Genomic DNA, 20,462 nt, shown 5'->3' with positions numbered 1-20,462 from the left:
AAAATCTGAAGCCCTTAAAACCTGACTCCCTAAAAAATGAATTAACCGCCGTGTCGGCCACCGCCATGGTGACCACCGTTGCCTCTTCCACATTCATGTACTGTTTGTCGTCCGCCCTGAGATCCTGTCTCTATAGTGATCTCACCAGAATCTTTAAAGATCACAAATGAACCACTACTGATATCGTCGGCTATTGGATCATCTATGTGTCCTAAACAGCTATAACCGACCCGGTATTCACCGGCAGGCAGGTATCCCATAGCGAAGTGCCAGTTACCGTTATAATCCTGCATCATAGGACTCACTGCAGAAGGTGCCGTATATCCGGCTGGTGGTGTCGTTCCCATATCTGCCATCTGGGATATGTCTGTGACTGTATTTGGGTAGAGATAGGCTAAATGGGTAAATTGTCCGCCAACGGGTGCTAAGTCAGAGTAGGCTGTTTCGCAGTCGGCTATCCATTGAGGGTCGACTTCACCTATCAGGTGGCCCATATACCTGTTGTCTACACTCCACATCCCTTCATGGTTAAATTGATACTGGCCTTGGTGATATGAAAGCCCCCGATAGAGATCCATCTCCATGGTGAGCGAAAGGTGCTGCCCTGCGATCAATTCAAAATCCTGAACCGGTAGGTGCCCATCTGTCACATGCAGACCGTGACGCCCCTGGCCATCTTCAATGTAACAGCCCTGATTGCCATCACCCTGATGAACTGTAATAAAGGCATCGTGGTAATGTCCCACAGGCATATCAACCCCTTCGATGACCATATGACTATCCATTCCCTGGTAATCAAGTAGGTTAAATGCCATATCTTGCAGATCGTGTCTGTGTAAGACTCCTGCAGCATCGGTCATGACCAGCTCATCTAAGACCAAGCCTAAACGTGAAACTCCGGACATAGGCGAGTCGGAGATAGCTAATGATAATTTACCTGTAGGCAATACCGATTCTTTTTCAGGATCGGAGCTGTCACTTCCACATGCGCTAACCAGTAGCAAAGAAGATAATAGTAGGAGTGCTGTATTAGTTTTCATTGTATGAAGGCCACTGTTGTATGAATCTTGCTCGATAATACCTCTTCGTGGGTAGGCGTTGTTGATCTCTGTCAATTACTGCTCGAGATTTAACCATGATGCGACTAAGGTCTAGTTGTAACGGTTCTGTTAATGAGAACTGTGAGTCTTAGGCTTGTTATCTGGCTTGAGGCTGACTACCGGTTGTTGATCTGTGTCAAAACTGGGTTAAAACAGTTAAAAAAATGTTTCTTTGTATGAGATGATGCTTAGGGTGAACTATTATTGGAGTCGGAAGTAAGAAGCAATGAAGCTTAAACAGGCTTATTAGCCATTATGTGCAGCGTACCGGAAAGGCTTTTATTTTCAGGTATTCGATACATTGGGGTTTTAATAGGATGCTTCATATAACAATAAAATCAGTTGTTTCTATTAGAATTTGTGACTTAATGAGGAAGGTAAAATGAGTGATTTAGACCACAGAGGCGGTGTAAAAGAAGTTAACCTTGTTGTCAGACATCTGAAGCTAGAGGGTATCACGGCTGAAAATAAACAGATTATCATAGATGAGATAGATCAAATAATCGGTATCGATAGTGTCTCTTATGATGATGAATCTTCAACGTTAAATGTTGCCTATGATGCGACCCACTGTAATCTGGATGGAATCGAGGAGCATATAGAGGCTCATGGAGCCGAGTTGTCTCACGGCTGGTGGACTCGTTTTAAAGAGGGTTACTACAAGTACGTCGATCAAAACGTCAAAGACAACGATGAGAATGAGCCCGTTCCCCGTAATTCATTACCAAAAGCGTTACCTGGCAGTAAGAAGCACTAGCGCTCAATAAAAGTATTCAACCCTTCAAATATGAGGGGTTGATTGATTCTTGATGTCGTCATTATCTATCACTCCCCCCAACTTCATCTAACAGGAACGTCGGGCAAATCGTCTTTCGTCCTGCTTTCCATAACCTCGTCATTTATTTGCACAATTTGTCATAGGCTCCGGTTATTTACGGCTAAACTAGTTAATGGGATGTTCGTTCTTCATTGGCTATGTTTTTTAGCTACTCGAGTTAACTCATTTTGAAAGGAGTTCTGTATGAAGCTTAAGAAAATCACTGCGGTTATAGGGGATATGCAACTTGAAAGTGTTCAACATGCACTCGAGGCGCATGGCATCAGCGGTTTTACGGTGTTTACCGTCAGAGGACGCGGTAAATACAGTAACTTATACACTCAAGATCAGTTAGTTGGTCATACTCAGCTGGAAGTTTATACCAGCGCTGAACATGTTGATAACGTAGCTAAACTCATCATGAAGGCCGCCGAAATTGGTGAGATCAGCATAGGTTTTGTCGCCGTTACCGATGTAGAACAGTTGCTTTGGGTTCATGAACAGCGTGTCGTCAATGAAGATGATTTTAACTATTTCGAAAAATAGGGGTTGAATATGAGCCAGCCCTATATGAGCCAGCCCTATATGGGCTAATGTTTTCATGTTCCGTATCAGCTGGTTGATCTTGGTTTGATTAACCAGCAAGCACTCTTTTTACTTTTTAGTACAACTTCCTGGCATCTATAGTTAATACCTCTAGCACCGTATCTTAGGCAGATCCTGCCAACATGTGGTGTATTGGGGGCTAAGATATTGTCTGCGCATGCGCCATTTCGGCGTGATCCCCTGGGCCGCCATAAAGAGTGAGTCTGAACCATATCTATGATTAACCCTGTCGTACACCCGCATTAAGGCAGGGTTCTTAGGGGGCTCAAACAGATCCCTCTGCAGGTGTGCTTCGCTGACGAGATCGATTAAACCTACACCTACCTTGTAGTAGCGGACTCCTTCGCGAAATTGCCGTGCGGCTATGCGGTTGACCACCTCGGTGATCTCGCCGGTATCATTGGTTGGATAGGCGAAACGGTGGGTGATCTTAAAGCCCGTCGGATTTTCATCGAAAGGGGAGTTCGACGCAAAAATATGTAGCACAGAGCACAATGAACCTTGCTCTCTTGCCTTGCTGGTGGCAATTCCTGCATGTTTACTCAATGCCTGTTGCAGTGATACGGCATCGACTATCCGTTCACCCATACTACGTGTGGAAAAGATCTGCTGTTTATCGGCGCGGGCCTCATCCCACCCCTTACAGATCTCACCATTGAGCTCACGAACGGTGCGCTCGACCTCAATGCTAAACTGTTTTCTGGCGATCCCGGGGGCCATTTGAGATAGGGCGTAGGCGGTCTTGATGCCCATGATATCCAGGCGCTTAGCCAGACGGCGCCCAATTCCCCATACATCTCCCGGGAGCATTTTAAGTAAGATCGCTTTACGTTGTTGTGGATTGTCGATTAGGCAGACACCATGATAGCCCTCATGTTTTTTCGCGGCATGGTTAGCAATCTTGGCCAGGGTGAGCGTCTCAGCCATACCAACGCATACAGGCAGGCGGGTCTCTTTCCAGACGGCACGCCTCAGGGTCTCACCATGCTTGATTAAGCAGGGGATCGCCGCAGAGCAGTGTTTAAAGGAGAGGAAGGATTCATCGATAGAATAGATGTGTTGTTCGGGGGCAAAGCGGCCTATGACCTCCATCATACTGGCCGACAACGAGCCGTAAAGCTCATAGTTTGAGCTGAGTGCAATTACACCTAATCGCTCACATTGTGACTTCACCTTAAAAAAGGGTTCGAACTTGGGGATCCCGGCATCGACGGCCTGACGATTCGCCGCCACGATACAGCCATCGTTGTTAGACAGAACCACAATCGGGCGACCGCGCCATTCGGGACGAAACACCTGCTCGGCGGAGCAGTAAAAGGAGTTGGCATCGACCAGTGCAAACATCTATCTCTGCCTTGCTATCGGTGAAAATGTGCAAGATTCGGCTGTTGATAGCGACGGGGTACAGGCCTGCCTATGACGTGAAATTGTGGGATATATTAAGGTAGGGCCGTTGTTTGTATCAAATTTATTCATGAGTTAACTTTCACTCCTCCCCGCTCCTTTTGTCAGTAAAGGACTTGGGCGATGACAGCGTATCGACCGTACTACAACGCCTTCAACGCTGAATTGGTCGTATTCATGTATGGTTACCGGCAGGTGTTCATCGCTGGCAGACAGTAACAGTCGTCTGTATGTATCAATAATTTTGCAGACAAAGCAGCCGTTGTAATTGGCGACGATCACATCTTGATTTTTAACGGATACATGCCTGTCCACGATAAGAATATCACCGTCAAATATGCCGATATTCTGCATCGAGTTGCCGCTGGCCTGGCCGATAAATGTGGCGCTTGGATGTTCGACGAGTAGCTCATCCAGACTCAATGGCAGTTGCTTATAGTCTGCTGCCGGGCTCTCGAATCCGGTAATGCCGGCACTGGCTGAGATGGGGATCACTTTCATAAGTTTATAATCTACCATGTACTGTATAAATATACAGTTGTAAGTTTAGCAGTAATCTCCCAACAGGCAATCTTTTTTAGCCACAGTGCGCGGGCATGCGCTTTTAAGCGCCAATTTAGTGTTTTTCAAATGATTGAGATTTGGTAGAATAGGGGGGACTAATAGGAGAGTTATCAATGTCAGTTTATGTTGTGGGCCATAAGATCCCAGATTCAGATTCCATCTGTGGTGCGATTGCACTTGCTTACCTGAAAAATCAAATCGGTGAAGCTTCGATTGCAGCACGACTCGGTGAGTTATCGCCGGAGACCGCATTCATCTTAGAAAAATTTGGCTTTGAAGCACCTGAGTTTAAGACAAGCTATGCCGGTGAACAGGTATACATTGTCGATCACTCTGAGCTAACACAAGCGCCGGACGATATTGGCGAAGCGACGATTGTCGGGATTGTCGACCATCATAAACTGGGCGATCTGACCACCTCTACACCACTTGAGTGTTGGATCCGTCCTGTTGGTTGCAGTAACACCATCATTAAGATGATGTATGATTTTCATGGTGTTGAAATTCCAGCGAATATTGCCGGAATCATGATGTGCGCCATCTTGAGTGATACGGTTATCTTTAAGTCACCAACATGTACGACTGCAGATATTAAGTGTGTCGAAGCGCTGGCCGAAATTGCCGGTATCGAAGACTTTAAAGCGTTAGGCATGGAGATGTTTAAGGTTAAGTCTGCCGTCGAAGGTACGCCGGTACGTGATCTCGTTATGCGTGACTTTAAAGATTTCAACATGAACGGCCATCTGGTCGGTATCGGTCAACTGGAGGTTATCGACCTTTCAGTATTCGATGATATCAAGGCCGAGCTTGAAGCCGATCTTGTCGCAATGAAAGCCGAGGGTGGGCGTCACAGTATGCTACTGCTGCTGACCGATATCATGAAGGAAGGCTCAGAGCTGTTAATTGTCAGCGATGATGCGACTTTAACCGAGCGTGCTTACGGTAAACCATCTGAAAATGGCCGTGTGTGGCTTGATGGCGTATTGAGCCGTAAGAAGCAGGTCGTGCCGCCGCTGCAGGAAGCATTAGCTTAACCCATAGCGCTTTTTCGACCCTTCCAAATAGCAGGCCGAAGCACTTTTCATTAGAAATAGTGCTTCGGCCTTTTTGTATCTGCTAAACCGCGAGCTGATAAAGAGTGAATAACGGGCATACTTTTAGGAGGTTATGAATAGATTGATGTAGATCAAGCAATTCAGCAGTCGTCTGTCGATTGAATACTATACTGATACCAGGCTGTACCAGATAGGATCCATTCAGAGCCAGGGAAGACCTTCTTATGACAGAGACCATTATTGATAAATCACCTCGGCGGCAAGCCAAATCAAACTTGACCGACTACCATGAGTGCTACACCTCCTTTTGTTCTGAACCCCCTTCGGCAGTATCTGATATCTCCCATAGAGAAAGGATAAATATTGCCTATGAAGCGGTCGATCGTCACCTGAATACTGAAATTGAAAAAAAATTGGCCCTGCGCTGGCTGAGTAAACAGGGTGAAACCATGGATTTCAGTTACCGGGATTTAGCCGAGCAAACCAGTTGCTTTGCCAGCGTGCTTCATCGTCTGGGATTTGAGCGGGGAGATCGCGTCTTCAGCTTAGCGGGTCGTCTGCCATTGCTCTATATCTCGGCCCTGGGAACATTAAAGTCGGGTTGTGTATTTACCCCCTTGTTTTCGGCTTTCGGGCCAGAACCAATCCGTTCGCGAATGGAGATCGGTGAAGCAAATGTGCTGATCACGACCATGAGCCTATATCGAAAAAAAGTCGCATCATGGTGGCACGAGTTGCCATACCTTAAGGCCATTTTATTGATAGATGGCAGCGGTGAGCTGGACGAGGGCTGTTATGCACTACCTGAGTTAATGAGTCAGGGAGATCCCCATTACCCTTGTGCGAATACTCAAAAGGATGAGATGGCATTATTGCATTTTACCAGTGGCACCACGGGTAAGCCCAAGGGGGTGATACATGTTCATCAGGCCGTAGAGGAGCATAAGCTATCGGCTTATTACGCACTCGATCTTCACCCATCGGATATCTATTGGTGCACAGCCGATCCCGGTTGGGTGACAGGTACCTCCTACGGCATTGTCGCTCCATTATGCATGGGGGCGACGATGATCGTCGATGAGGCTGAGTTTGAAGTGGAGCGCTGGTATCGGATCTTACAGGAACAGCACATAACGGTCTGGTATACCGCACCTACAGCCATTCGAATGTTGATGAGGGCGGGGAGTGAAGTTAGACAGGGATATGATCTCTCGGCATTACGTTTTATTGCAAGTGTCGGTGAACCCCTGAACCCTGAAGCGGTTATCTGGGGAGAGAAGACCTTGGGCCTTCCGTTTCATGATAATTGGTGGCAGACAGAAACCGGGGCGATCATGATTGCCAACTATGCGAGTCAGGCAATAAAACCCGGCTCTATGGGTCAGCCTCTGCCCGGGATCACAGCCGGGATCGTTAAACGAAATGAGCAAGGTGATGTTGAAGAGGTGCATAAACCGATGGAAACCGGTGAGCTGGCGTTAAAGCAGGGCTGGCCATCCATGTTTCGCGGTTACCTGCATCAGAGTGAAAGGTATGAGCGCTGTTTTAATCATGGCTGGTACCTGAGCGGCGATCTAGCCATGCGTGATGAACAGGGCTATTACTGGTTCGTTGGTCGCGTCGACGACTTGATTAAATCATCGGGTCACCTGATCGGTCCCTTTGAGGTAGAAAGTGCCTTAATGGAGCATGAAAGCGTAGCCGAAGCGGGAGTCATTGGCATTCCGGACGAGCTGACCGGTGAGATGGTTAAAGCCTATGTGGCATTGAAACCGAACGTAGAGCAGACAGAGCAAACACTAGAGGCGCTGCAAAAGGAGCTGAAAGGCTTCGCCCGCAAACGCTTAGGTGCCGCCGTCGCTCCAAAAGAGATCGTATTTCGCCAAAATCTGCCCAAAACCCGTAGTGGAAAAATAATGCGTCGCCTGTTAAAGGCACGAGAACTTGGCCTACCGGAAGGTGATATTTCAACCTTGGAGAGTGACGAGCAATGAATCAAAAATTACGTATAGATAGAGTACATCTGATTAATCAGCTAAGGCAGATGCTGCGTATTCGTCGCTTCGAGGAGAAATGTACGCAGCTCTACGCCGAGGAGAAAATACGTGGTTTCTTACACCTGTACATAGGCGAAGAGGCTATAGCAGTTGGGGTGATGTCTGTGTTGAGCCCGGAAGATCAAATAGTAGCCACCTATCGGGAACATGGTCATGCACTGGCACGCGGTCTGTCGATGGGTAGCATACTGGCTGAGATGTTTGGTCGAACCAATGGTTGCAGCAGGGGGCGTGGGGGCTCGATGCACCTGTTCGATAAGCAGATGAGTTTCTATGGTGGTAATGCCATCGTGGCCGGCGGTTTACCCTTAGCTGCCGGACTGGCAATGGCAAATAAAAAGCAAGATAGAGACGCGGTGACTGTCTGTTTCTTCGGTGAGGGTGCCGTAGCTGAAGGAGAGTTTCATGAAGCCATGAACCTTGCCGTGTTATGGAAGCTTCCCGTTTTGTTTGTGTGTGAAAATAATGGTTACGCTATGGGGACGGCCTTGTCTCTGTCTGAGTCTGAAACCAATCTGGCCAGGAAAGCATCCGGCTATGGCATGGCTTCCTCTCAGGTCGATGGTATGAATGTCGTCGATGTAGAATCGGCAACCTCTTCTGCGCTGGAACTGATAAAGACAACCTCTCAGCCATACTTTATGGAGTGTAAAACCTATCGCTTCCGTGGTCACTCGAGTTTCGACGGGCAACTCTATCGTGAAAAAGAGGAGATCCGTCAGTGGGAGGAGAAGGGACCGGTGATCAGGTTACAGAACTGGTTAAAAGAAAATAATCATTTCAATGAAGATGAGCTCGATGAGCTGGAGACAGAAATAAAAGCCGAAATCGAAGCCGCCATCGAATTTGCCGAAGGGGGCGCCTGGGAGGATACCGGGGATCTCTGCAAAGATGTCTATAGTCCAACTCGAGAAGGAGAGCCGGGATGAATGCTCAAACCTTAACATACAGAGAAGCATTACGTGCGGGGATAGAGCAGGCCCTGGAAGATGATGAGCGTGTATTCCTGATGGGGGAAGATGTAGGCCGCTATGGTGGTTGCTACGCGGTGAGTAAAGGTTTGTTTGATTACTATGGCGAGCAGAGAATTATCGATACGCCCCTGTGTGAGTCCGGGTTCGTTGGTGTTGGAATTGGTGCAGCAATGGGTGGACTAAGGCCCATTATCGAGGTGATGACGGTTAACTTCAGCTTGTTGGCTATGGATCAAATCGTCAATAGTGCTGCCACATTACGGCATATGTCGGGAGGCCAGTTTAATATCCCGGTCGTGATCCGAATGGCTTGCGGTGCAGGGCGTCAATTGGCCGCGCAACACTCGCATAGCTGGGAAAATTTTTACGCGCATATTCCTGGGTTAAAAGTCTTGAGCCCAGGCACTCACACTGATGCCAGGCATATGTTGGGACAGGCATTGAGGGATCCCGATCCCGTGATTATTTTTGAACATGTCATGTTATTGAATGAGAGTGGAGAAGTTTCTGAAGCACCTGAAGCCGATATGGAGAGTGCGCTGGTGCGTAGACTGGGAGATGATGTCACCCTTATCACTTATGGAGGTAGCCTGCATAAGGCCTTAGATGCGGCAGATAAGCTTGCCGAGATAAACATTAGTGCCGAGGTCGTGGACCTGCGCTGCCTACGTCCACTGGACACGGATACGTTCTTATCCAGTGTTGCGAAGACCCATCGTGCCATCATCATTGATGAAGGCTGGAAAACCTGTGGGCTGGCCGGAGAGATCAGTGCCATCATCATGGAGCAAGGTTTTTGGTCTTTAGATGCCCCGGTCAAACGAGTCTGCACCGCCGAAGTGCCGATCCCCTATCCGAGCCACCTGGAGCAGGCGGCGCTTCCTCAGGCAGAACAGATCGTCGAAATGGCTCAAGCCATAATGGAAGGCCGCTGATGGACAGAGAAAGTGACCACAAGGAGTTGCAGATGAAGGAAGAAGATTCTGTGGCAGAGATTTTGGGAAACGACATTGTAGAAGACATTATTATGCCCTCTCTGGGGGCCGATATGACAGAGGGGATGTTAGTTGAATGGCTGGTTAAGCCCGGAGACCCGGTAAAACGGGGCGATGTTATTGCAGTTATCGAAACACAAAAAGGTGCGATCGATATGGAGGTGTACCACACTGGGGTCATCAGTGAAATATTACATGAACCTATCGTCACTCTGCCCGTCGGCACCGTTATGGCGCGAGTGACATTAACCGAACCTGGTGAAAGAGCAAAAGTCACCCCATTAGATTCAGTAACTGTAACTCCATTAGACTCAATATCGCTCACTCATGTAGAGACAAGTACTCCTTTAGCTTCTCCGGTTGTTCGCAAAATGGCTATGGATCAAAGACTGGATTTAACAGAGGTTAAGGGCAGCGGCCCACTGGGCGCAATTTTATTGAGAGATCTATCGGGTAGCAATATCGATCGTACAAACGCCATCGAAGTCGATGACGCCATTAATACTAAAAAGGCAATGCGCGGCGCTATTGCATCGGCAATGAGTAAATCAAAAAACGAGATCCCCCATTTTTATCAATCCTTAGATATCGAACTGGGTAATGCACTGCAGTGGTTAAAGCGAACCAATGAAGATAGAGCGCCGGATCAGCATATATTGCTTTTAGCTCTGTTATTGAAAGCCGCGGCAAAGGCATTGATGAAATACCCGGATTTAAATGGTTTTTATCAAAATAATCAATTTGTACATGCAGAAGAGATCCACATAGGTAACGTGATCAGCTTACGTCAGGGGGGATTGGTCGTCCCGGCTATCCATAATGTGGATAAACTATCGGTAGATGAAACCATGGAGGCCATCCGCGACATATCGGTAAGAGGGCGTAGCGGACATCTGCGTAGCTCGGAGCTAACCGATGCAACCATTACCATAACGAATATGGGCGAACGTGGAACCGATACCGTATTTGGTGTTATCTATCCTCCACAGGTGGCCATTATTGGTTTTGGAAAGGTAAGAGAGACACCACAACTGGTTGACGGGGACCTCGTAAACTCCGAAGTAATGAGTGTGTGCCTGAGTGCCGATCACCGGGTTATCGATGGTATGTTAGGGGCAAAGTTCCTTAATGCTTTGTCAAAACAACTGCAGAAACCGGAGCTGTTATGAAAATCCAAGAGATAAAAGTTGTCTTAATGAAAGCGATACAGGAGATAGCCCCGGAGATTGAGCTTGAAGATATTGATGTTGATGAAGATCTACGTGATGAATGTGATTTAGACTCTATGGACTTTTTGAATTACCTGATCGAAATAAAGAAATTAACAGGGGTGAAAATAACCGAGGGAGACTACCAGAATGTGAATACATTTAAGAAAATGGTGGCATATCTTGAGCAAAAAACAGAGTAAGAAAAACAAAAAATGCTCACCTTAGCAAGGTTAGTGTTTCAATTATCACTGTTAGTTTCTTCTCACTTTCTTAATTTGATCTTATATGTTCTACGCGACACAGGCTGTGTCGCTGGGCTCTGATTGAGTATCAAAAATATATTTAAATCAAGGCTGGACGGCTGTTTTTTTGCTTGGCATGATAGAGGTATAACTCATCGGTGAGCAGTGCAATGTACCTATGAGGTTTCTGGTTTAGCACAATGGAGATAACTGATGAATAAATGTCTATATCTTGTGGGTGTGGATGGTAGCGAGTGGGGCGAAAGGGCAGTGGAACGAGCCGTACATTTAGCTAAGCAAACCGATGCACAGGTAAAATTGGTCTATGTGCTGAGTTGGCCGGCAGTTCAACCTATGATGTTAGAAGAGGTGGCCCCACCAATTATTTTAGACAGAGACGAAGAGGAAAAGCAGGTCACAAAGAATGTACTCGAACCACTTAAACGAAAATATGGTGGAACGGATGTACCGATAACTACTGAGTTGGTATGGGGCGATCCTGCACAGGTACTGCATGATTGTGCAAAAGAGGAACGCGCCAATATGCTCTTTGTCGGCCGCCGAGGTCGCTCTCGTTTCGCTGACCTGATACTCGGTAGTGTCGCTAACAAATTAGCCCACTATATCGGTATTCCGCTGGTATTAGTCCCTTAACCATAAATGGTAAGGATAAGGCCAGGCATCGATGACCTGTTAACAATCACGGGTCATCGATGATAAAGGTCATAAACCTTCTTCGTTATTTTCCTTACTTAGCGACTTTAGGGTTCTCTTTCCTTAATTTTTCCAATCGTAGTTGAGCCATACCGAATATAGATTTATCGGGGTATGTAGCAGACTTACGGCTACCTTTGACATTCATTCCCGAAGGAATTCCCGTCATCAGTTCTATGGCCTGGGTGACATGTTCAATTGCCCAGATATTAAATTTACCTTTCTTAACCGCTTCTACAATATCTTTACGTAGCATCAGGTTTTGAACATTAGATTTAGGAATAATCACTCCCTGAGTCGCTTTACGTCCTTTGATGGCACACACATCGAAGAAGCCCTCGATCTTCTCATTGACGCCGCCGATTGGTTGAGCCTCGCCAAATTGGTTCATGGAACCTGTGATGGCGATATCTTGCCTGATGGGCTGTTGAGAAAACGCCGACACCATGGCACACAGTTCAGCCATTGAGGCGCTATCACCATCGACACCACCGTATGATTGCTCGAAAGTGAGGTGAGTGGTCAAAGGTATCTTGGCCGTTTGGCCTAAGATAGAGGCAAGGTAAGCCGATAGGATCATCACCCCCTTGGAGTGCAGGCGGCCACCGAGTGCGACCTTTCGCTCGATATCGAAAACCTTACCCTCACCAAATGCGGTGGTGGCGGTTATCCGGTTAGGCACACCAAATTGATGATCTGAGGTTGCAATCACAGACAGGGCATTGACCTGACCTATGGCATGGGCCTGCGTACTTATCAGGGTAGTACCATTGACAAAACTCTGCATCACATTGTCTTTGAGTCGACATACCCTGAGTTCATTATTATGTAGTGCCTGCTCAACATGGCTGGCACGGATCATGTTGGCCTTGCCTGAACGAGCGCAATAGTTAGACTCGCGTAGCAGGTTAGCTATATCGGCAGAGTGCAGCGAGAGCTTGTTCTGATCATCGGCCTGTCGGGAGCTGAACTCAATAATGCGTTTTATTGCACTACGGTCGCAATGCAGCATCTTATTGCCGTGGATAATACTCGAGATAAATTGAGCGTATTGGGCTTCAGATTTTTGTGTGCGTGGCATCACGTCTTCGAAGTCGGCAGTTACTCTGAATAACTCACTGAACTCAGGATCGTAATGCTGTAGAAGCTGATAAGTTTGATAATCGCCAAGTAAAATAATCTTGATATCTAATGGAATAGCCTCAGGATCCAATGAGATGGTGCCTGAAAGTGAGACTTCGCGTTCGAGTGAACTAAGGCTAAGCTTTCTGGATCTCAGTGCGCGTTTAAGCCCATCCCAAACATAAGGTTGTTCGAGTACCTTAATCGCATCGATCATTAGCACGCCGCCATTGGCTTTGTGTAGGCTACCGGGTCTGATGAGTGAGAAGTCGGAAAAGATGGTGCCTTTGAACGTCGCATTCTCTATGTAGCCAAAGATGGAGTGATAGTTTGGTGTCTCCTCAATGAGGATCGGCATTTTCTCTGTATCTTGGTTTACCAACACATTGATTTGATAGCGTCTTGGCATCTTCTTGTCCAGTGAGGCGTAGGAGAGAGCCAGTTGCTCCTCGTTCTCTTCAAGAAACAGATCCAAATTATCGATAATATCTTTGTGCATGCCAGCCAGATAGCTTTTCACCGCGGGTAAGCTACTGTATTTATCTTTTAACTTATCGGTGAGGTGAGCCAATACATCTTGAGCGACCTGCTCATCGTGTTTGAGCTGTTTCTCCGAATACTCCTCTTCCCAAACCGTAAACTGCCTGACGATAACTCTAAGCTTCGACTCCAGTGAGGTGATAGCCGTCTCTAACTTATCCTGAGCTTTCTTAGAAAGCTGAGCGAAAGACTCCTCTGTATAGGGCTCCTCACCATTCATGGCCACCAGTTCATAGCTACCCTGAGGGGTGATGGTCAAACTGATACTGGACTCTTGTGCCTCTTTGGTGAGACCCAGCAGGGCGGATTCCTGCTTATGAGCGAGTAATCCCTTGAGTTTTTCGGCGCGGGAGTAGTACATCTCGTTGTCGAAAGCGAGCGGCAGGGCTTTGACCAAACGTACCATGAGCTTCTCTACATCTTTCTTCAGCTCCATTCCTGTGCCTGAAGGCAGCTTGAGTACTTTAGGTGTACGTGCCTCGTCGAAATTAATGACATAGCACCAGTCATGTAAGGTATGCCCATGACCATCGGGCTCATGGCGGTTGAGGTAGCGCAGTACCATAGTCCGCTTACCTAAACCATTACGTCCGATGGCATAGATATTGTAGCCTTTCTCTTTCATGGACATCGCAAACTCAACTGCTTGTTGAGCGCGTTCCTGACCCACGATTTCATTGATGGGAGTTAAGTTCTTTGTGGATTTAAATTCAGGAGCGAGACCCGAAAGTTCAGATGTTCGGTAAAGCTGGTCACTACTTAGAGGGGAGACAAGAGGAAATGTTTTCATAGGGAGAATACCTCATATATGACACTTGTTATTTTCAGTGTAGGCATGAAGATTTTAAATTTCAGTAGTTTATTGCCATTGTCAGTGAAATTTATGACAAATTTTGACCGAGTGCCTACTTTATAAACAGATATTAGTGTTAAGTGGGGCGAGACACTGCATCCCAACCTATATAACCAGCCGTAAAAGTGTGTTCAGGGATTAAATCGTTCAAAATGGCGCCGGATTAAAAAACATCTTAAGGCAGTTTAGTCGGTATTTGAGAGTTAGAGTGATAACTTAGTTATGAGTCGATGAATACAACCACTCGTTTAATCTGTGTGCTTAACCGGGAGGGAAAGGTCATAACGGTAAACGGGGGAGCGATAGATATCGTCTAATCGGATTAAGCTCTCGGGAACACGGGATGGCAGTGCGAAATTGTTACTGATGACGAAGTCGGGTTTACATCTTTGATGCTTGAGATCATGACGATTCACACTCGATGGAGGAGTTGTCTGCTGAGTGCGCTCCTCTATGAGATGATCCAATTCAGACATAGCTCCCGGGTAAAGGTAGCAAACCAGTACCGAGGCTGCGGATAGATCGGCCTTCATAAAATCTTTCCGATACAGGTTTAAATTTTCTAACTTCATCAGTCGCTTAACCGATAAACTCACCAGGTAAGGTAATAAAGAGAGTTCGTAGCCAACCACCTGACGTTTCGGGAACTTGATGGCCATACGTATGACTAACGTCCCCCAGCCAGAGCCGAGATCATAAATAGGTCCCTTACCTGTGTCTTCAGTGAGTTTGAGCATGGCCTGATATGCATGAGCCGAACTCGGCATAGGAGAGATCCCTACGCGCATCGTGGTCCAAACTATCGTGACTGACAGAAAAATAGTGATCAGCAATATACTAACTTCAAACAGAGACATGATACCTCATTCAGAAAAACAGGTTAAAACGCACTTAAGCGCTGAGATAATAACTGTGAACGAAATAGTGGTAACTATCAATAAATTGCTGAAAAAGGCTGGATAATCACTATTGTGAAACCATGAATGAGTGACAAGTATGATTTAAAGAGATTTAGGTATGAAAAGCGGACAAAAAACGAGCAAGAAGCTAGCGGTTATCGGCAGAACAGAATACAATTAAATTGCATAATAAATATAGTATTAGAGAATGTCACTAAATGAATATGGATAGTTCGTTAGACTCTGATCTCATCAGGTATTTATCAGATAATAGCCCTATGTTGCAGTATCTGATAGACACATTACCAGTGCCGATTTTTTATAAGGACAAGGCTGGGTATTACCTCGGCTGTAATAAGGCATTCGAAGATTTTATCAAGATCGAACGTAGTCAGCTTATCGGGAACAATGTGTTTCAACTTTATGACCGAGAGCTGGCCGAGATCTATCACAGTGCCGATCAGGCCCTTTTCGATAACCCCGGAATACAGAACTATGAAAGCGTAGTACGTTCAACCCAAGGGGATGAACGCTATGTAAAATTTCATAAAACCAGCTTTGGGGATAGTAAGAATGAGGTTGCCGGTCTCATTGGGGTCATCTTCGATATTACGGCTCAGAAACAACTCGAACATAAGCTGACAGAGCAAGCCACTTATGATTCCCTCACCGGTTTGTACAATCGGCGGGAAGGGCTCAACCGGGTGGGTGAATTATATGAATTAACCCGGCGTAATAAGATGCCCTTAGCCGTATTAATGCTGGATGTAGATCATTTTAAACGCGTGAATGATCAGTACGGCCACCAGATCGGCGATCGGGCGCTTCAATTTATAGCCGATACCCTGCGACAAACCAGTCGTCAGTCAGATATTCTGGTTCGTTACGGTGGAGAGGAGTTTCTGTTATTTCTTCCCAATGTTGCCGAAGGCGATGCCGTCACGTTCGCTGAGCGCTATAGAACGACGCTGGCCGAAAAGTCGATGAGCTTGAGTAAAGATCAGCAACTACACCTTACTGTTAGTATTGGTATTTCTTGTTACAAGCAGCAATCATTGACCGACCTTATTCATGAAGCGGATATTGCACTCTATGAAGCTAAGAGTCGTGACAGGAATAACGTCTGTAGTTATTGATACCGTGTTTCTGCGGGCCTGCACTAGCTTTAGCTGGATACGTAAATGACTTACCGCTCTGCAAATATTGATGAGTATTGTCGGAGCGGCATGGGAGCATGTGCAGAATTGTCCGGAACTTCTTCTGTCGTCACAGATAATGACTCACCCTGACCAGATTTCTTTGTAGTCTTGCCCCATTTATGTGACTATTTTTATCCGAATTAGTAAAACAGTGAGTTATCCATGATTGTCATTACCGGTGCAAGTAGCGGTCTAGGGGCTGCTCTGGCGAAGCTGTACAGTGAAGAGGGGATTGAACTGCTCATTTCCGGTCGCAACGAACAACGCCTTAGTGAAGTTGCAGACCCATTAAGCGATAAGGTCCAGACTCAGACGGCGAACCTGAGTCATGCCGATGATATAAAAGTCTTGTTTGACACCTGCCAAGATACACCACAAACCATCATACATTGCGCCGGTAGCGGATACTTTGGTGTTCTGGAGAATCAACAACCCGATGCCATCAATGCATTAATAGAGAACAATGTGACCTCGGCAATCATGCTTCTGCGCGAGGCAGTGAAACGCTATAAGGATCTGCCTGTAACGGTTGTAATTGTTATGTCGACCGCGGCGCTGGCGGCTAAGGCGGGTGAGTCGACCTACTGTGCGGCGAAATGGGCGGTACGAGGCTTGGTGGAATCGGTACGGTTGGAGCTTAAAGGAAGCCCAATGAAGCTAATTGCAGTTTACCCCGGGGGAATGGCAACAGAGTTTTGGCCATCGAGTGGTAAAGCATTGGATACATCAGGCTTTATGAGTGCAGATGAAGCGGCGGCTATGCTTAAGCAGGCCTTGGTGGGAACCGAGCATGGCTATGTGTCTGATATTACTATTGCACGGGGCTAGAAACTAACTGGCTAAACAGGCGAATAAAAAGGCTGGCACCAGGTGCCAGCCCTTTACTTACTTTTGATGATTTGGTGACATTTAGTTAGTTACACTGATGTGGATAGGAGATGTTATCCACATATTCGATGGAGCAAGAAGAGTCACAAGGATCACACAAGTTACGTTCTACACGTTCAACATCGTGACAGAAATTACAACCTATACCAGCGCTGCCTTTCTCGACATGATTATGCATGCGATCCCAGGTGCGCGGTAAGTTTTTGCTGCCATCATGGCACTGAGCACACACTTGCTCTTTAGGTCCTTTGAGTTTGTACCCTAAGGCATCGAGCTTAGAGTCAGTAGTCAAATCAAGATTTTCTTCATGGCACTGACTACAAGCCGCAACATCACTTGCCGGGTTAACACCGTGGTTTATCACCTGATAAGTATCGGTTTCTATCCACTTGTATGGTTCATTTACAGGGTAGCCCATGTTAACCAAACCAGCCTCGATAGCTGCAACTGCGTCACCGGAACCTTTGATATACTCGAATGTATCGAGTGCAATCATACGGTCGTCGGCAACCGTCATTGGCTGAGTCGCTGTCTTGTATTTGAATGGCATTAACTTACCATCGGTTACATCACCCATAGGACGAGAAGTCGGATAGCGACCTGTTGCGGGATCCACGATACCAAGATCATGTAGCAGGTAGTTGTCACTCTTACGATTCCAGAACTTCATCTCAGGAGTCTGGTTTGCTAATTTATCGGCATGTGGGTGACCGGAACCGGAAACGCCATCGGCTGGTGTACCATCATGATGGAAGCGCCAATCTCTGTGCATCTCTGTTGGAACGTGTGAAGGGTCGCCGAGATCTTTCGCATAGGTTGGAATATGGCAAGACTGACAGGAAACTCTGGCCACGTGACGATCGGGCTCATCACGACGTCCTGAGCTTGCATGTCCTGAACCTGAGTCCATTCCTACGTGACAGGTACCGCTGCTACACGTAACTTCAGCGCCTCTGACTATGTCATCGGTAGGTCGAAGATCTGAGCCTTTACCTATTACTCTGTGATTATCAAACTTATGACAATCCTGACACTCCAGGTTAGCACCGGCGACATTCATATGAACATCAAAATGCATATCTGAGTTAGCCATTAAGGCAGAAGAGATATCACCACGTTTCACGCCATCTCCACCACCGGCATAAGCATGACACTTAAGACAGTTAGTTCTGCCTGGTGCGGCTATATTTTGGACATAAGCATCAAGATCGGTCTGTGCAGTACCGTCCGATGGACCCATGCTACCGTCTGGTTTTCTTACGCGGTTTAGGGCGTAATCTTTGTTGTGACACATCAAACAATCGATATTGGCGTTGGTATCACCTTCGCCAGGCTTAATACCACGGCCAGCATGACATGAGCCACAAACCGGCCAGTCACCTTCGATATTGATGCAATAGCTGTTTACTGCGTTGGTTAGCTTACCCTGTAGGGTACCACCCTGGTTTACCATGTCAGGTGTATCACCTGTCCATTGATAGTGAGTAGAGCCGAACATTTCATCATACTGAGAACCACCAACTCCACCGTCGTGACAGTTTATACAAGCCGACGGGTAGTCGGTCCAACTGAGATCTGAGTGTGGGTTAGAAGCATTACAGCCATTTACAGGTTCGACGTCACAGACGCCACATGAGTTGAGCTCCCAGACTAATGAGTTGTTATCGTTACAATCTAAACTGGATTTGTAACCATCTCCATCATTGTCTACTGGTTTACCGGCGTTGACCGGAAGAGCAAGGATTAAGGCCAACAAGCCTATATATCCTGATACTTTAGTTTTACTCATCACTGCACTCCATTTTATTTTTATTAAATATTAATTGTGGATTCAACTTTTTCACTAAATTACTGGCTTAAGTCTTTATCTACTCAGTTTTATTAATATCACCACAATAAAATAGCTGTCTTTTATAAAAAAATACTGTTTGCAACAGTCACTCAAAAAACATCATGTTTATTTAGGGTGCATTTATCTGAAAGACTCAATTTAGTGATTGTCTTTTTCAAAATTAAAACCGTATGCAACGGCTATTGTTGTCGGCATTTAACTTATATCTCGGGTCGTAAGCCGACGTGTTACGCTCGAGAGTTATCTTGGCTTTATGTTGTTTTGTTAATATTCCTATTGGGAGGTAACTAATTGAGGGTGTAATGCTTTCACCCTCTCATTAAATATCGTTTAACAAGTTTGTTACTTTATTTTAGTTCAACTTACACGAACGGTCGGGCTTATTTTATGAGCTGGATCTTGTTTTTGTAAAAGCCCATAAGATTTTTTTACTACAGTATTTAGTTAATTAGATTTCACTGTTGGTGCGGCTTAACAAAATTACTGAGAATTTGAACAAACGATATCTCCTAGCAGCTTACCTGTGTGAATTATGTTATGTGGGTCATGTGTTACCATTCTCAATATATTTTAGACTCGCTACTCTAATGTAACTACTTGTTTAATCGGACTTTGCTATTAATCCTCCATGTTGTTTATCTAGAGCGTGAGTACTAAGTCACTAAATATTAAGGAATGTGACTTGTCTTTGTTTTAGCCATTTTTGCGTTGATTTATATAGAGGCAGGTGTCCAAAAAGTTAGGCATGTGAAGTTATTTTTAGTAATAACTTTAGATATAATCAGAAGGGCAAACAGGTTTGAAAGGTTTGTAGCTTAAGAACAAAGTACTTTAATTATTACTTACATAAGTATTTCCTGTTTTAGTTGGTGTATGCATTAATAGTTCTACTATTATTTTTACTGCCTTAATTTATCTAAGTGTATTTACATCAAGTACTGTTTTTATCGCATGTAAACCATAGGTGTAGAAGATAACAATTATTGTTTCATCTCCTGGGATCTGAATTGTTAAAATGGTGACGAAGATAGTGACTTGGATCTCGTTATTTGATGCGTTTGACTGTTAGATGCTAACTATTATACGAGTTGATAGGCGTTCACATTAATCCAGTCTTTAATTCTTACCGAGGTTGAAGTGTTCTTCTTTTTATTAGAACGAAACGGAATAAGTTTATAATTAAATTTAAATGTAATTTAAAAGTGATTCTACTTAGATAGAATTCAATGAATGCTCGATAGGAGAGAATGGCGGGGCATGCGGTGGTATGCAAACTTAATTAACCTGCCTATCCGTATTCGCATAAGAATTTATACCTCCATGCACATGACTTGTATCAATAGAAACCACTGCCCACCGTGCAGTTAACT

The 20,462-nt window shown here is 45.8% G+C and carries 17 protein-coding genes; 11 read left to right on the top strand and 6 right to left on the bottom strand.

Annotation, left to right across the window (positions count from 1 at the left end):
• Window positions 1–41: 41 nt before the first annotated feature.
• Window positions 42–1,040, bottom strand: coding sequence for a DUF4382 domain-containing protein (locus tag EKG39_RS07500; protein WP_126505110.1), 999 nt, complete (start codon window positions 1,038–1,040; stop codon window positions 42–44).
• Window positions 1,041–1,482: 442 nt separating this feature from the next.
• On the opposite strand from EKG39_RS07500, the gene EKG39_RS07495 reads away from it, so the two are divergent.
• Window positions 1,483–1,857, top strand: a complete 375-nt coding sequence (locus EKG39_RS07495; protein ID WP_012142513.1) for a hypothetical protein — start codon at window positions 1,483–1,485, stop codon at window positions 1,855–1,857.
• Window positions 1,858–2,121: 264 nt separating this feature from the next.
• Window positions 2,122–2,463: a P-II family nitrogen regulator gene (locus tag EKG39_RS07490; protein ID WP_126505109.1), complete on the top strand. Its 342-nt coding sequence runs from the start codon at window positions 2,122–2,124 to the stop codon at window positions 2,461–2,463.
• 150 nt (window positions 2,464–2,613) lie between these two features.
• On the opposite strand, the gene EKG39_RS07485 is transcribed toward EKG39_RS07490, so the two are convergent.
• Both EKG39_RS07485 and EKG39_RS07480 read right to left on the bottom strand, forming a co-directional pair.
• Window positions 2,614–3,867 carry a Y-family DNA polymerase gene (locus EKG39_RS07485; RefSeq protein ID WP_126505108.1) on the bottom strand — a complete coding sequence of 418 codons (1,254 nt, stop codon included), beginning with the start codon at window positions 3,865–3,867 and terminating at the stop codon, window positions 2,614–2,616.
• A gap of 135 nt (window positions 3,868–4,002) precedes the next feature.
• Window positions 4,003–4,428 (bottom strand): LexA family protein, encoded by a 426-nt coding sequence (locus tag EKG39_RS07480; RefSeq protein ID WP_126505107.1) that lies wholly within the window; start codon window positions 4,426–4,428, stop codon window positions 4,003–4,005.
• 176 nt (window positions 4,429–4,604) lie between these two features.
• On the opposite strand from EKG39_RS07480, the gene EKG39_RS07475 reads away from it, so the two are divergent.
• The 7 genes from EKG39_RS07475 (at window position 4,605) to EKG39_RS07445 (ending at window position 11,679) form a co-directional block, all read left to right on the top strand.
• Window positions 4,605–5,525 (top strand): manganese-dependent inorganic pyrophosphatase, encoded by a 921-nt coding sequence (locus EKG39_RS07475; protein WP_126505106.1) that lies wholly within the window; start codon window positions 4,605–4,607, stop codon window positions 5,523–5,525.
• A gap of 245 nt (window positions 5,526–5,770) precedes the next feature.
• Window positions 5,771–7,540: an acetate--CoA ligase gene (gene acsA, locus EKG39_RS07470; RefSeq protein WP_126505105.1), complete on the top strand. Its 1,770-nt coding sequence runs from the start codon at window positions 5,771–5,773 to the stop codon at window positions 7,538–7,540.
• On the top strand, window positions 7,537–8,532 hold the full coding sequence (pdhA, locus tag EKG39_RS07465) for a pyruvate dehydrogenase (acetyl-transferring) E1 component subunit alpha (protein WP_126505104.1): 996 nt from the start codon (window positions 7,537–7,539) through the stop codon (window positions 8,530–8,532). The genes acsA and pdhA overlap by 4 nt, the downstream gene beginning before the upstream one ends.
• Window positions 8,529–9,512 carry an alpha-ketoacid dehydrogenase subunit beta gene (locus EKG39_RS07460; RefSeq protein WP_126505103.1) on the top strand — a complete coding sequence of 328 codons (984 nt, stop codon included), beginning with the start codon at window positions 8,529–8,531 and terminating at the stop codon, window positions 9,510–9,512. Before pdhA ends, EKG39_RS07460 begins: the two co-directional genes overlap by 4 nt.
• 32 nt (window positions 9,513–9,544) lie before the next feature.
• Window positions 9,545–10,741: a dihydrolipoamide acetyltransferase family protein gene (locus EKG39_RS07455; protein ID WP_246028438.1), complete on the top strand. Its 1,197-nt coding sequence runs from the start codon at window positions 9,545–9,547 to the stop codon at window positions 10,739–10,741.
• Window positions 10,738–10,983: an acyl carrier protein gene (locus tag EKG39_RS07450; protein WP_126505102.1), complete on the top strand. Its 246-nt coding sequence runs from the start codon at window positions 10,738–10,740 to the stop codon at window positions 10,981–10,983. Before EKG39_RS07455 ends, EKG39_RS07450 begins: the two co-directional genes overlap by 4 nt.
• Window positions 10,984–11,238: 255 nt before the next feature.
• Window positions 11,239–11,679 (top strand): universal stress protein, encoded by a 441-nt coding sequence (locus tag EKG39_RS07445; RefSeq protein ID WP_126505101.1) that lies wholly within the window; start codon window positions 11,239–11,241, stop codon window positions 11,677–11,679.
• Between the two features lie 94 nt (window positions 11,680–11,773).
• Here EKG39_RS07445 and EKG39_RS07440 read toward each other — a convergent pair whose 3' ends face one another.
• The gene (locus EKG39_RS07440) at window positions 11,774–14,191 is read right to left on the bottom strand and encodes a Lon protease family protein (protein ID WP_126505100.1); all 2,418 of its coding nucleotides are present in this window, start codon (window positions 14,189–14,191) and stop codon (window positions 11,774–11,776) included.
• Window positions 14,192–14,502: 311 nt separating this feature from the next.
• The gene (locus tag EKG39_RS07435; RefSeq protein ID WP_221767369.1) at window positions 14,503–15,111 is read right to left on the bottom strand and encodes a class I SAM-dependent methyltransferase; all 609 of its coding nucleotides are present in this window, start codon (window positions 15,109–15,111) and stop codon (window positions 14,503–14,505) included.
• 260 nt (window positions 15,112–15,371) lie between these two features.
• Between EKG39_RS07435 and EKG39_RS07430 the strand changes: the two genes are divergently transcribed.
• A complete protein-coding gene (locus EKG39_RS07430; protein ID WP_126505099.1) occupies window positions 15,372–16,289 on the top strand; it encodes a GGDEF domain-containing protein in 918 nt (305 codons plus the stop codon).
• 225 nt (window positions 16,290–16,514) lie between these two features.
• Window positions 16,515–17,180 (top strand): SDR family NAD(P)-dependent oxidoreductase, encoded by a 666-nt coding sequence (locus EKG39_RS07425; RefSeq protein ID WP_126505098.1) that lies wholly within the window; start codon window positions 16,515–16,517, stop codon window positions 17,178–17,180.
• Between the two features lie 85 nt (window positions 17,181–17,265).
• Here EKG39_RS07425 and EKG39_RS07420 read toward each other — a convergent pair whose 3' ends face one another.
• The gene (locus EKG39_RS07420) at window positions 17,266–19,029 is read right to left on the bottom strand and encodes a hypothetical protein (RefSeq protein ID WP_126505097.1); all 1,764 of its coding nucleotides are present in this window, start codon (window positions 19,027–19,029) and stop codon (window positions 17,266–17,268) included.
• Window positions 19,030–20,462 lie beyond the last annotated feature (1,433 nt).

The sequence above is a fragment of the Shewanella atlantica genome (assembly GCF_003966265.1).
GTDB classification, from domain to species: domain Bacteria; phylum Pseudomonadota; class Gammaproteobacteria; order Enterobacterales; family Shewanellaceae; genus Shewanella; species Shewanella atlantica.
Note: the sequence above shows the minus strand (reverse complement) of the source record. Positions and strands in the feature narration are given on the sequence as shown.

Bases quoted from the DNA above. Each gene is read 5' to 3' on its own strand.
- EKG39_RS07500 (WP_126505110.1), bottom strand. From the start codon at position 1,040: ATGAAAACTAATACAGCACTCCTACTATTATCTTCTTTGCTACTGGTT.
- EKG39_RS07495 (WP_012142513.1), top strand. From the start codon at position 1,483: ATGAGTGATTTAGACCACAGAGGCGGTGTAAAAGAAGTTAACCTTGTT.
- EKG39_RS07490 (WP_126505109.1), top strand. From the start codon at position 2,122: ATGAAGCTTAAGAAAATCACTGCGGTTATAGGGGATATGCAACTTGAA.
- EKG39_RS07485 (WP_126505108.1), bottom strand. From the start codon at position 3,867: ATGTTTGCACTGGTCGATGCCAACTCCTTTTACTGCTCCGCCGAGCAG.
- EKG39_RS07480 (WP_126505107.1), bottom strand. From the start codon at position 4,428: ATGAAAGTGATCCCCATCTCAGCCAGTGCCGGCATTACCGGATTCGAG.
- EKG39_RS07475 (WP_126505106.1), top strand. From the start codon at position 4,605: ATGTCAGTTTATGTTGTGGGCCATAAGATCCCAGATTCAGATTCCATC.
- acsA (WP_126505105.1), top strand. From the start codon at position 5,771: ATGACAGAGACCATTATTGATAAATCACCTCGGCGGCAAGCCAAATCA.
- pdhA (WP_126505104.1), top strand. From the start codon at position 7,537: ATGAATCAAAAATTACGTATAGATAGAGTACATCTGATTAATCAGCTA.
- EKG39_RS07460 (WP_126505103.1), top strand. From the start codon at position 8,529: ATGAATGCTCAAACCTTAACATACAGAGAAGCATTACGTGCGGGGATA.
- EKG39_RS07455 (WP_246028438.1), top strand. From the start codon at position 9,545: ATGAAGGAAGAAGATTCTGTGGCAGAGATTTTGGGAAACGACATTGTA.
- EKG39_RS07450 (WP_126505102.1), top strand. From the start codon at position 10,738: ATGAAAATCCAAGAGATAAAAGTTGTCTTAATGAAAGCGATACAGGAG.
- EKG39_RS07445 (WP_126505101.1), top strand. From the start codon at position 11,239: ATGAATAAATGTCTATATCTTGTGGGTGTGGATGGTAGCGAGTGGGGC.
- EKG39_RS07440 (WP_126505100.1), bottom strand. From the start codon at position 14,191: ATGAAAACATTTCCTCTTGTCTCCCCTCTAAGTAGTGACCAGCTTTAC.
- EKG39_RS07435 (WP_221767369.1), bottom strand. From the start codon at position 15,111: ATGTCTCTGTTTGAAGTTAGTATATTGCTGATCACTATTTTTCTGTCA.
- EKG39_RS07430 (WP_126505099.1), top strand. From the start codon at position 15,372: ATGAATATGGATAGTTCGTTAGACTCTGATCTCATCAGGTATTTATCA.
- EKG39_RS07425 (WP_126505098.1), top strand. From the start codon at position 16,515: ATGATTGTCATTACCGGTGCAAGTAGCGGTCTAGGGGCTGCTCTGGCG.
- EKG39_RS07420 (WP_126505097.1), bottom strand. From the start codon at position 19,029: ATGAGTAAAACTAAAGTATCAGGATATATAGGCTTGTTGGCCTTAATC.